Source organism: Streptomyces sp. NPDC029138 (assembly GCF_055564375.1).
This window is the reverse complement of the sequence record NZ_JBVHWM010000005.1, coordinates 83,787-95,458: the sequence shown is the minus strand read 5'-3', so window position 1 is coordinate 95,458 and position 11,672 is coordinate 83,787. Positions and strand designations below refer to the sequence as shown.

Genomic DNA, 11,672 nt, shown 5'->3' with positions numbered 1-11,672 from the left:
GGGAACAGTCGTCGCGTCAAGCGCCGTAGGCAGGAGCGGGGGACCCAAGGTAAGTGCCGGGCCCGGCAGTTGATGCCGGAACCGGCTGGGGGTGAAGCCGCATCCCGCGCAAGCGGAGTGCGGCCGGGCAACTCAACCGGCCCGAACCCGACAGCTCACCTCGCAGGCGTCGGTGAGGGGATCGATCCATGCTGTTCTCCAGCAAGGGCAAGCACCGTCGTCCGTCCAAGGCCGTCCGCGCCATCACGCTCGCCGGTGTCACCGGTGCCGCCGTCGCCGCCCCGCTGATGGCGGCCGGCAACGCCTCCGCCGCCACCGCCTCCCAGTGGGACACGGTCGCCCAGTGCGAGTCCGGCGGCAACTGGTCCATCAACACCGGCAACGGCTACTACGGCGGTCTCCAGTTCTCCGCCTCCACCTGGGCCGCGTACGGCGGCACGCAGTACGCCGCCACCGCCGACAAGGCGAGCAAGGCGCAGCAGATAGCCGTCGCCGAGAAGGTCCTCGCCGCTCAGGGCAAGGGCGCCTGGCCGGTCTGCGGCACGGGCCTGTCCAGCACCCCGTACAACGGCTCCGCCCCGAGCACCTCCACGAACTCGGGCGGCTCCACCACACGCTCCACCGGCGAGCAGGCCGCCTCCCGCTCCGCCGAGCGTCCGGCCGCGAGCCCGAGCAAGAGCCAGAGCAGGACCGTCACCACCCCGACCGGCAAGAAGGTCAAGAAGGGCGACGGCGAGTACAAGGTCGTCACCGGTGACACCCTCAGCTCCATCGCCGAGAAGCACCACGTGCAGGGCGGCTGGCAGAAGCTGTTCGAGCTGAACAAGGACATCGTCGAGGATGCCAACCTGATCTACCCGGGTCAGCAGCTGCACCTGAAGTGACATCCGGCTCCGAGCCGGAGCAGAGGCCCGCGCATCCTCGCGGGCCACGCTGAAGGCCCCTGTGCGGGCCGTCCCCCCGTCCCCACGGGCTCCCCGCCCCGGTGCGTGTTCCCCCGTACGCACCGGGGCGGGGCTTTTTCGTGTCCACCGCCCCCGCACCCTTTGTTTCGGCGAGAAACAAAAGGTACCGTCGGCTTGTCCACGGGACGGTCGGTCGGTGGCCGACGCCCCTGGGACGGTTAGGCTCTAGTCGCAAGGCACACCAGCCCCGCACTTCCAGCGTCACATCCAAGAAGGAGATGCTCGTGCCGTCCATCGACGTCGTCGTAGCCCGGGAAATCCTGGACTCCCGAGGCAACCCCACGGTCGAGGTCGAGGTCGGCCTCGACGACGGCAGCACGGGTCGTGCCGCCGTCCCGTCCGGCGCCTCGACGGGCGCCTTCGAGGCCATCGAGCTGCGCGACGGTGACCCGAACCGCTACCAGGGCAAGGGTGTCGAGAAGGCCGTCCTCGCCGTCATCGAGCAGATCGGCCCGGAGCTGGTCGGCTACGACGCCACCGAGCAGCGCCTGATCGACCAGGCCATGTTCGACCTGGACGCCACCGACAACAAGGGCTCCCTCGGCGCCAACGCCATCCTCGGCGTCTCGCTCGCCGTCGCCCACGCCGCCTCCGAGGCCAGCGACCTCCCCCTCTTCCGCTACCTGGGCGGCCCGAACGCGCACCTGCTGCCGGTGCCGATGATGAACATCCTGAACGGCGGCTCGCACGCCGACTCCAACGTGGACATCCAGGAGTTCATGATCGCCCCGATCGGCGCGGAGTCCTTCTCCGAGGCGCTGCGCTGGGGCACCGAGGTCTACCACACCCTGAAGAAGGTCCTGAAGAGCAAGGGCCTGTCCACCGGCCTCGGCGACGAGGGCGGCTTCGCCCCGAACCTCGGCTCCAACCGTGAGGCCCTCGACCTCATCCTGGAGGCCATCAAGGAGGCCGGCTACGCCCCCGGCCAGCAGATCGCCCTCGCGCTCGACGTGGCCGCCTCCGAGTTCTACAAGGACGGCAAGTACCTCTTCGAGGGCAAGGAGCGCTCCGCCGCCGAGATGACGGAGTACTACGAGGAGCTCGTGGCGGCCTACCCGCTCGTCTCCATCGAGGACCCGCTGTTCGAGGACGACTGGGCGGGCTGGAAGGTCCTCACCGACCGCCTCGGCGACAAGGTCCAGATCGTCGGTGACGACCTGTTCGTCACCAACCCCGAGCGCCTCGCCCGTGGCATCGAGGAGGGCGCGGCCAACGCCCTGCTGGTCAAGGTCAACCAGATCGGCTCGCTGACCGAGACCCTGGACGCCGTCGAGCTGGCCCAGCGCAACGGCTTCAAGTGCATGATGTCGCACCGCTCCGGCGAGACCGAGGACGTCACCATCGCCGACCTGGCCGTCGCCACCAACTGCGGCCAGATCAAGACCGGCGCCCCGGCCCGCTCCGAGCGCGTCGCCAAGTACAACCAGCTGCTGCGCATCGAGGAGATCCTCGACGACGCGGCGGTGTACGCCGGCCGCAGCGCGTTCCCGCGCTTCAAGGGCTGAGCTGAGCCTTCCTGGGCTAAGTCCTAGCCAGTCGTACGTACGTCCCCGTACTCGGTCCCGTACCGTGTCCGGGGACGTACGCACGTGTGAAAGGGGAGGCGGAGAGCCAGATGGCCGTGAAGGACCGGGACCGTTTCTCCACCGCGACCAGGCTGCGGCTGCTCGGCGAGCAGACAGCGGCCCGTGTCTACCGCTCCCAGACCAAGCGGCAGGCCCGCCGCTCCCGGCTCACCGGCCGCGCGGCCCTGCTCGCGCTGGTGCTGTGCACGATGATCGTCGCCCTGGCGTATCCGATGCGGCAGTACGTCTCCCAGCGCGCGGAGATCGCCGACCTCCAGCGGCAGCGGGAGGAGGCCCGCCGGCGCGTCGAGCAGCTGCGCGACCTGAAGGCGCGCTGGCAGGACGACGCCTACGCCGAGCAGCAGATCCGCCGCCGGCTGCACTATGTGATGCCCGGCGAGACCGGGTACGTGGTCGTCGACCCGGGCGCGGCCAGGCAGTCCCGCACCGACCTCGGGGCCGCCCACCGGCCCTGGTACGCGAACGTCTGGGACGGCGTCGACAAGTCCGACGCCTCCGACCAGTGACCGGCCCGCCGGTCGCGACACCCGACAGAAAGCCACCCTGAAAGCAGTCATGGAAACCCCTCCGCCGCCCACTCCGCGCACCGAGCCCACCGACGCGGACGTAGAGGCCTTCAAGCAGCAGCTGGGCCGCCCGCCGCGGGGCCTGAGGGCCATCGCGCACCGCTGCCCGTGCGGTCAGCCGGACGTCGTCGAGACGGCACCGCGCCTGCCCGACGGCACGCCCTTCCCGACGCTGTACTACCTGACGTGCCCGAAGGCGTCCTCCGCCATCGGCACGCTGGAGGCGAACGGCGTGATGAAGGAGATGACCGAGCGGCTGGGGCGCGACCCCGAGCTGGCCGCCGCCTACCGGGCCGCGCACGAGGACTACATCCGGCGCCGGGACGAGATCGAGGTCCTTCAGGGCTTCCCGAGCGCGGGCGGCATGCCGGACCGCGTGAAGTGCCTGCATGTGCTCGTCGCCCACTCGCTGGCCGCCGGGCCGGGCGTGAACCCGCTCGGCGACGAGGCCCTGGCGATGCTGCCGGAGTGGTGGCGCAAGGGCGCGTGCGTGACGCTCGACAGCACCGGGAAGGACGCGTCCGACGACAGCGAGGGGGACGAGAAGTGACCCGCGTGGCCGCCATCGACTGCGGTACCAACTCCATCCGTCTGCTGGTCGCCGACGCCGACCCGGCGACGGGCGAACTGACCGACCTGGACCGCCGGATGACGATCGTGCGGCTCGGCCAGGGCGTCGACCGCACCGGCCGGCTCGCCCCCGAGGCGCTGGAGCGCACCTTCGCCGCCTGCCGCGAGTACGCCGAGGTCGTCAAGGAGCACGGCGTCGAGCGCCTGCGCTTCGTCGCCACCTCCGCCTCCCGCGACGCCGAGAACCGCGACGACTTCGTGCGGGGCGTGCTGGACATCCTCGGGGTCGAGCCGGAGGTCATCACCGGTGACCAGGAGGCCGAGTTCTCCTTCACGGGCGCCACGAAGGAACTCACCGGCCGCAGCGACCTCACCCGGCCCTACCTCGTCGTGGACATCGGCGGCGGCTCCACCGAGTTCGTCGTCGGCGACGACCACGTGCGCGCCGCCCGGTCGGTGGACGTCGGCTGTGTGCGGATGACCGAGCGGCACCTGGTGCACGGCGGCGAGGTGAGCGACCCGCCCACCGAGGAGGAGATCGCCGCCATGCGGGCCGACATCGAGGCCGCCCTGGACCTCGCCGAGAGGTCGGTCCCGCTGCGCGAGGCGCACACCCTGGTGGGCCTGGCCGGGTCCGTCACCACGGTGTCCGCCATCGCCCAGGAGCTGCCCGCGTACGACTCCACCCGCATCCACCACTCCCGGGTCTCCCGGGACCGGGTGCGCGAGATCACCGAGCGGCTGCTGCGCTCCACGCACGCCGAGCGCGCCGCGATCCCGTCCCTGCACCCGGGGCGGGTCGACGTCATCGGCGCGGGCGCCCTGGTGCTGCTCGCGATCATGGAGCGGATCGGCGCCGAGGAGGTCGTGGTGAGCGAGCACGACATCCTGGACGGCATCGCGTGGTCGGTGGCGTGAGGCGTGGCGTGGCTCTCTTTTGTTACTGAACGGTAGCCGTCTGCTGAGCAGGTTGGATAACGTTTGAGCGGTGTCCGGGGCCCCCTTGAGGGGCCCTTGGTCATACCCGCGCCGGAACCTTCGTGAAGTTCTTCACAAGGAATTCCCTCCCGTCGGGCCCCGGGAGGGGGCCCATTGGCCCTGCCGGGGGGTCAAGGGCTGTTTGAACATGTTCAGACGGTGGGTGCGGGAGGGGGTCGGAGTGGGGTGTTCCGAGGGTGTCACGGTGCCCTCACGGCCACCCCGCGAAGCCGGAGAGGCAGCTCACGCGCCCTTGACAACGGGGCGAAGCGCCCCGCGGTTCCCTCTCGCCCGCTTGGCCCGCGTCACGTGAGCCGCGGAGTTTAACACAGGCCCTGTCAGACCTTGTGAAGGGGCGCACGAGCGACCCCCCTGAGGCGGGTGGATACTCGATGCCATGAGCACCACGGAGCGTCCCAGGATCCTCGTAGTAGGCGGTGGGTACGTAGGCCTGTACGCAGCTCGGCGCATCCTCAAGAAGATGCGCTACGGCGAGGCGACCGTCACGGTCGTCGACCCCCGGTCGTACATGACCTACCAGCCCTTCCTCCCCGAAGCCGCCGCCGGCAGCATCTCCCCTCGCCACGTCGTCGTCCCGCTGCGACGCGTGCTGCCGAAGGCGGAGGTCCTCACCGGTCGGGTCACCACCATCGACCAGGACCGCAAGGTCGCCACGATCGCCCCCCTGGTGGGCGAGGCGTACGAGCTGCCCTTCGACTACCTGGTCATCGCCATGGGCGCGGTCTCCCGCACCTTCCCGATCCCCGGCCTCGCCGAGCAGGGCATCGGCATGAAGGGCATCGAGGAGTCCATCGGCCTGCGCAACCACGTCCTGGAGCAGCTGGACAAGGCCGACTCCACGACCGACGAGGAGATCCGCCGCAAGGCGCTCACCTTCGTCTTCATCGGCGGTGGCTTCGCGGGCGCGGAGACCATCGGTGAGGTCGAGGACATGGCCCGGGACGCTGCCAAGTACTACAAGAACGTGTCCCGCGAGGACATGCGCTTCATCCTCGTCGACGCCGCCGACAAGATCCTGCCCGAGGTCGGCCCCAAGCTGGGCGCCTACGGCAGGGAGCACCTGGAGAGCCGGGGCGTGGAGATCTACCTCTCCACCTCGATGGACTCCTGCGTCGACGGTCACGTGGTGCTCAAGAACGGCCTCGAGGTCGACGCCAACACCATCGTGTGGACGGCCGGCGTCAAGCCGAACCCGGCCCTCGCCCGCTTCGGTCTGCCGCTCGGCCCGCGCGGTCACGTCGACTGCGAGCCCACGCTCCAGGTCAAGGGCACGGACTACATCTGGGCCGCCGGCGACAACGCCCAGGTCCCGGACGTCGCCGCCCGCAAGGCCGGCGTGGAGAACGCCTGGTGCCCGCCGAACGCCCAGCACGCGCTGCGCCAGGCCAAGGTCCTCGGCGACAACGTGGTCTCCGGTATGCGGGGCTTCCCGCAGAAGGAGTACGAGCACGCCAACAAGGGCGCGGTCGCCGGTCTCGGCCTGCACAAGGGCGTGGCGATGATCGTCATGGGCAAGATGAAGATCAAGGTCAAGGGCCGCCTCGCCTGGTACATGCACCGTGGCTACCACGGTCTGGCGATGCCGACCTGGAACCGCAAGATCCGCGTCTTCGCCGACTGGACGCTCGGCATGTTCCTCAAGCGCGAGGTCGTCTCCCTCGGCGCCATGGAGAACCCGCGCGAGGAGTTCTACGAGGCCGCCAAGCCGGCGCCGGTCGCCGCCGCGAGCAAGGCCGAGGAGAAGGCCAAGGCCTCCTGACCTCACCGGGCAACACCCTTCCGGCCTCCGGCCGGTGAACCATCCGAAGGACCTCCTGCCATCCGTGGTGCGGGAGGTCTTTCGGCGTTCCCGGACACCTCCATCTGCATGGTTTCTACAACCGTTTTGCCCAGTCGTAACTCCTTTGCGGGACTGCGCCGAGGCCCTCGTGGTGTTTACGTGGTATCCGGCATCCGGGATCGTCGTCTTGGAGGTGTGCGCCATGGCCGACGCCGCGTCGCGGCTGAGGAGTCTTGCCGAGCAGATGCTGGGAGTCCCGCTCCCGGTACGTCTGAAGGCCTGGGACGGTTCGCAGGCCGGCCCGCCGGACGCGCCGACGCTCGTCGTGCGCAACCGGCGCGCCCTGCGCCGCATGCTGTTCAAACCGGGCGAACTGGGCCTCGCCCGCGCCTGGGTCTCCGGTGACCTGGAGATCGAGGGCGACCTGTACGCCGCGCTCGATGCGATGGCGGGCCTCGTCTGGGAGCGCGGAGAGGACGCCCGCACCCTCGCCCAGGCCGTCCGTGACCCCGGCGTCCGGGCCGCCGCCCGCGAGCTGCTCACACTGGCCGGCCCGCCGATCCCGCCCGCCCCGCCGCGCGAGGAGATCCGCAGACCCCGCCGGCGTCTGCACACCCGCCGTACCGACAAGCGGGCCATCAGCCACCACTACGACGTCGGGAACGACTTCTACGAGATCGTCCTCGGTCCTTCCATGGTGTACTCCTGCGCATACTGGGAGGACGCCGGCAGCCTGGAGTCCGCCCAGCGCGACAAGCTCGAACTGGTCTGCGCCAAGTTGGGCCTGAAGGAGGGTCAGCGGCTGCTGGACGTCGGCTGCGGCTGGGGCTCCATGGCCATCCACGCGGCCCGCGAGCACGGCGTGAGCGTCGTCGGCGTCACGCTCTCCCAGGAGCAGGCGGCGTACGCCCGTAAGCGCGTCGCCGACGCGGGGCTGACCGACCGGGTGGAGATCAGGGTCCAGGACTACCGGGACGTCGTGGACGGCCCCTTCGACGCGATCTCCTCCATCGGCATGGCCGAACACGTGGGCGCAGAGAGGTACCTGGAGTACGCCCGCCAGCTGTACGCCCTGCTCAAGCCCGGCGGCCGGCTGCTCAACCACCAGATCGCCCGCCGCCCGCAGCGGGACGAGTCGACGTACGAGGTGGACGAGTTCATCGACTCCTACGTCTTCCCCGACGGCGAACTCGCCCCCATCGGCACCACCGTCACCCAGCTGGAGCGGGCCGGATTCGAGGTCCGGGACGTGGAGTCCATCCGCGAGCACTACGCCCGCACGCTGCGCCGGTGGGTCGCCAACCTGGAGGCCGACTGGGACCGTGCGGTCCGGCTCACCAGCCCGGGCCGCGCCCGCGTCTGGCGGCTGTACATGGCCGCCTCCGCGCTCGCCTTCGAAGGAAACCGCATCGGCGTCAACCAGGTCCTCGCGATCCGCACCCCCGAGTCCGGCGCCTCCGGACTTCCCTTGCGGGCCCGCACCTGGCACGGCTGACAGCGGTACGGCAAAAGGGGGCCCTTTCCCGCGGGGCCCCCTTCACCGTCGTACGACCGGCTACTCGGCCTTGATGGCCGTCAGCATGTTCAGCCGGGCCGCCCGGCGGGCCGGCCACAGCGCGGCCAGGACACCGACCACGCCCGCCAGCAGTAGGAACACCGTCATCCGGCCCCACGGCAGCACCAGTTCGTACGTCGGCATCTTCGTGCCCAGCAGCTCCCCGGCCGCCCAGCCGAAGAACACGCCCAGGCCGATGCCCAGCACCCCGCCGAACAGGGAGATCACCAGGGACTCCAGGCGGACCATCCGCTTGACGGCCCTGCGGTCCAGGCCGATCGCGCGGAGCATCCCGATCTCCTGCGCCCGCTCGAAGACGGACATGGCCAGCGTGTTGATGACGCCTAGCACCGCGACGATCACCGCCATGCCGAGCAGGCCGTAGACCATGTTCAGCATCAGCGTGAACATCTGCGCGATCTCGTCGGAGATGTCCTGCTTGTCCTGGACCTTGATCGCCGGGTTGGAGCCGAGGGCCTTCTCCAGTCCGTCCTTGGCCGCGCCGGACGCGCCGTCCGCCGTCTTGACCATGACCTGCATGTCGGCCGGGTCGGACAGGTGCGGAGTGAGGACCTTGTTGTCGAGGATGATCCCGTTGAGCATGTCGTTGCCCTCGTAGACCCCCGCGACGGTCAGCTGCCGGGCCTTGCCGTCCTCGAAGTGCGCGGTGAACCGCGAACCGGCCTTCCAGCCGAAGTCCTTGGCGCGGTCCTCGTCCACGACGACCCGTGTGCCGCCCACGGTGAAGGAGCCGTCGGTCACCTTCAGATCGGTCAGCTCGCCGATGGCCGCGCCGTCGACGCCGGTCAGGTACTCGGTGCCGCCGTCGATGCGGGACTCGCCGTTCCGCAGCGGGCTGCTCGCGGTGACCCCGTCGGCGGCGGCGAGCTTCTTCTCCACCTCGGGGGAGAGCGGGCCGCGGTTGGCCATCGAGACGACGTAGTCGGCGCGGATCGCCGAGCTGGCCATCTTGTCGATGGACTTCTGAAGGCTGCCCGCCATCACCGTCATACCGGTGATCAGGGTCAGACCGATCATCAGCGCGGAGGCGGTGGCCGCGGTACGGCGCGGGTTGCGCAGCGAGTTCTGCCGGGCCAGCTTGCCCGACACCCCGAAGGCGCGCAGCACCGGCGCGGCGGCGGCGATCAGCGGGCGGGACAGCAGCGGGGTCAGTACGAACACGCCGATGATGAGCAGGACCGCGCCGATGCCCATCGCGCCCTGGCCGGTGTCGGCGTCCATCCGCGTGCCCGCGAGGACCACCGCGACACCGGCCGCCGCGAACAGCGAGCCCAACGTGTTGCGCAGCACCAGGGACTTGGTGGTCGCCTTGGTGTGCACGGCGCTCATCGCCGCCACCGGCGGGATCTTCGCGGCCCGGCGGCCGGGCAGCCAGGCGGCCAGCATGGTGATGAGGATGCCGACCGCGAGGGCCGTGACCACCGTGCCGGGGCTGATCACCAGCGGACCGTCGGGCATGCTCGCGCCGAACGAGCCGAGCAGGGAGCGCAGGCCCGCGCCGATGCAGACACCGGCGGCCAGACCGGCCACACCGGCGACCGCGCCGACGGCGAACGCCTCGATGAGCACCGAGCGGGTGACCTGGCGGCGGGAGGCGCCGACCGCCCGCAGCAGGGCCAGCTCCCGGGTGCGCTGGGCGACCAGCATGGTGAAGGTGTTGGCGATGATGAACGTGCCGACGAACAGGGCGATGCCGGCGAACACCAGCAGGCCCTGCTTCAGGCTGCTCATGGACGAGGAGATCGCCCGGGCCTGGTCGTCGGCGAGCCGCTTGCCGGTGGTGGTCTCCACCAGCTTCGCGGGCAGGGCCTTGTCCAGCTCGGCCTTGAGCGCCGTCTGGCTGGTGCCGGCCGCGGCCTGCACGTCGATCTCGTCGTACGTGCCCTTCTTGCCGAACAGGGCCTGCGCGGTCGGCGTGTCGAACAGGGTGAGGCTGCCGCCCGCGGCCACGTTGCCGTCGTCGGTGGTGAAGATGCCGCTGACGGTGGGGGTGAGGACCGGGCCGTCGACGGAGAGGCGCACGGTGTCGCCGACCTGGTAACCGGCCCGCTTGGCGGTCGCCGAGTCGATCAGCACCTCGCCCTTGCCGCGCGGGGCGTGACCGCTGACCAGCGGGTAGCGGGGGTCCTTGGTGCCCCAGTAGTTGCCGCCGGCGGACTGCCAGTCGCCGCCGACGAGCTTGCCGTCCTTGTCGGCGAGGGCGGTGAAGCCGGTGACGACACCGGTGGCGGAGGCGGCCCCCGGGACCTTGGCGGCCTTGTCGAGCAGGGCGCGGGTCAGCTCCGGCGTCCTGCCGACCTCGTTGCCCTTGGAGTCCTGGTACTCGGGCCGTACGGCGACGTCGACCCGGTCGAAGCCCTTGGCGGAACTCTTCTGGTAGGCGTCGGAGATGGTGTTGGTGAAGACCAGCGTCCCGGAGACGAACGCCACGCCGAGCATGACGGCGAGCACGGTCATCAGGAGCCTGGCCTTGTGCGCGAGGACGTTGCGCAGGGCGGTGCGGAACATCAGCTGGTACGGCCCTTCGCGTCGAACTGCTTCATCAAGTCGAGGACGGACTCGGCGGTCGGGCCGTACATCTCGTCGACGATCCGCCCGTCGGCCAGGAAGATGACGCGGTCGGCGTAGGCGGCGGCCACCGGGTCGTGGGTGACCATGACGACGGTCTGGCCCAGCTCGCGCACGGAGTTGCGCAGGAAGCCGAGGACTTCGGCGCCGGAGCGCGAGTCGAGGTTTCCGGTCGGCTCGTCACCGAAGATGATCTCGGGCCGGGAGGCGAGGGCGCGGGCGACGGCGACGCGCTGCTGCTGACCGCCCGACAGCTGGGAGGGCCGGTGGCTGAGCCGGTCGGACAGCCCGACCATCTGGATGACCCGGTCCAGCCACGCCTTGTCCGGCTTCCGCCCGGCGATGTCCATCGGGAGGGTGATGTTCTCCAGGGCGGTCAGCGTCGGCAGCAGGTTGAACGCCTGGAAGATGAAGCCGATCTTGTCCCGGCGCAACTTGGTCAGCTGCTTGTCCTTCAGGGAGCCCAGCTCGGTGTCGCCGATCCGGACGGACCCGGAGGAGAAGGTGTCCAGCCCGGCCACGCAGTGCATCAGCGTGGACTTGCCGGAGCCGGACGGGCCCATGATCGCGGTGAACTCGGCGGCCCGGAAGTCGACGGAGACCCGGTCCAGGGCGACCACCCGGGTCTCACCCTGCCCGTAGATCTTCGACAGCTCCGTGGCGCGTGCGGCCACGGCGGTGGTCCGGCCGGCGGTGGGTGTGGTGGTCACGGGAGGGCGCTCCTGTCGGTACGACGTCTGTTCGTTGGGGACCGGTCCATCGTCCCGGCACGGAGCGCGCGTGTAGTCAGTCGCTGTTCCGGTTCCGGAGGGCGACTCGGGTCGGACGGAGCGGCCCGGTGTCATACCTGGGGAGGACGGGTGACCCTGACGCCCGCCGTGTCGGGAACCGCGTCCGGAACCGCGTCGAGAACAGGTGGAACACCCTCGTTCGGACGGTGAAATTCCGTCATTTCACGTACGCGCGTACAGCTGCCACGTCAGGCTATTGGCAAGTGCGGATGGCGCGTTCCATGGGCTGATGCACCCTCAGACGTCAATAAAATAAGACAACATCGGTCCA

At 70.2% G+C, this 11,672-nt stretch carries 9 protein-coding genes and 1 riboswitch; of the genes, 7 read left to right on the top strand and 2 right to left on the bottom strand.

The genetic code is table 11. From position 1 onward, the window contains the following. Nucleotides 1-11 precede the first annotated feature (11 nt). A riboswitch (cyclic di-AMP (ydaO/yuaA leader) is annotated at nt 12-184 on the top strand. Nucleotides 185-188: 4 nt separating this feature from the next. From ACZ4WH_RS07455 to ACZ4WH_RS07425, 7 genes are all read left to right on the top strand, one after another. Beyond that, complete coding sequence (locus ACZ4WH_RS07455; protein ID WP_468177575.1) at nt 189-884, top strand: transglycosylase family protein; 696 nt, start codon at nt 189-191, stop codon at nt 882-884. Nucleotides 885-1,183: 299 nt separating this feature from the next. Next, entirely contained in the window at nt 1,184-2,470 is a 1,287-nt protein-coding gene (gene eno, locus ACZ4WH_RS07450) for a phosphopyruvate hydratase (protein WP_468177573.1), read from the top strand. A gap of 110 nt (nt 2,471-2,580) precedes the next feature. Then, entirely contained in the window at nt 2,581-3,057 is a 477-nt protein-coding gene (locus ACZ4WH_RS07445; RefSeq protein ID WP_468177571.1) for an FtsB family cell division protein, read from the top strand. Nucleotides 3,058-3,106: 49 nt separating this feature from the next. After that, nucleotides 3,107-3,667, top strand: coding sequence for a DUF501 domain-containing protein (locus tag ACZ4WH_RS07440; RefSeq protein ID WP_468177569.1), 561 nt, complete (start codon nt 3,107-3,109; stop codon nt 3,665-3,667). Beyond that, nucleotides 3,664-4,605: a Ppx/GppA phosphatase family protein gene (locus tag ACZ4WH_RS07435; protein ID WP_468177567.1), complete on the top strand. Its 942-nt coding sequence runs from the start codon at nt 3,664-3,666 to the stop codon at nt 4,603-4,605. Before ACZ4WH_RS07440 ends, ACZ4WH_RS07435 begins: the two co-directional genes overlap by 4 nt. Before the next feature lie 457 nt (nt 4,606-5,062). Continuing rightward, the gene (locus tag ACZ4WH_RS07430; protein ID WP_468177565.1) at nt 5,063-6,445 is read left to right on the top strand and encodes an NAD(P)/FAD-dependent oxidoreductase; all 1,383 of its coding nucleotides are present in this window, start codon (nt 5,063-5,065) and stop codon (nt 6,443-6,445) included. 223 nt (nt 6,446-6,668) lie between these two features. Then, nucleotides 6,669-7,961: a class I SAM-dependent methyltransferase gene (locus ACZ4WH_RS07425; protein ID WP_468177563.1), complete on the top strand. Its 1,293-nt coding sequence runs from the start codon at nt 6,669-6,671 to the stop codon at nt 7,959-7,961. Between the two features lie 60 nt (nt 7,962-8,021). On the opposite strand, the gene ACZ4WH_RS07420 is transcribed toward ACZ4WH_RS07425, so the two are convergent. Both ACZ4WH_RS07420 and ACZ4WH_RS07415 read right to left on the bottom strand, forming a co-directional pair. After that, nucleotides 8,022-10,550, bottom strand: a complete 2,529-nt coding sequence (locus ACZ4WH_RS07420) for an ABC transporter permease (protein WP_468177561.1) — start codon at nt 10,548-10,550, stop codon at nt 8,022-8,024. After that, the gene (locus tag ACZ4WH_RS07415) at nt 10,550-11,320 is read right to left on the bottom strand and encodes an ABC transporter ATP-binding protein (protein WP_468177559.1); all 771 of its coding nucleotides are present in this window, start codon (nt 11,318-11,320) and stop codon (nt 10,550-10,552) included. Before ACZ4WH_RS07415 ends, ACZ4WH_RS07420 begins: the two co-directional genes overlap by 1 nt. Nucleotides 11,321-11,672 lie beyond the last annotated feature (352 nt).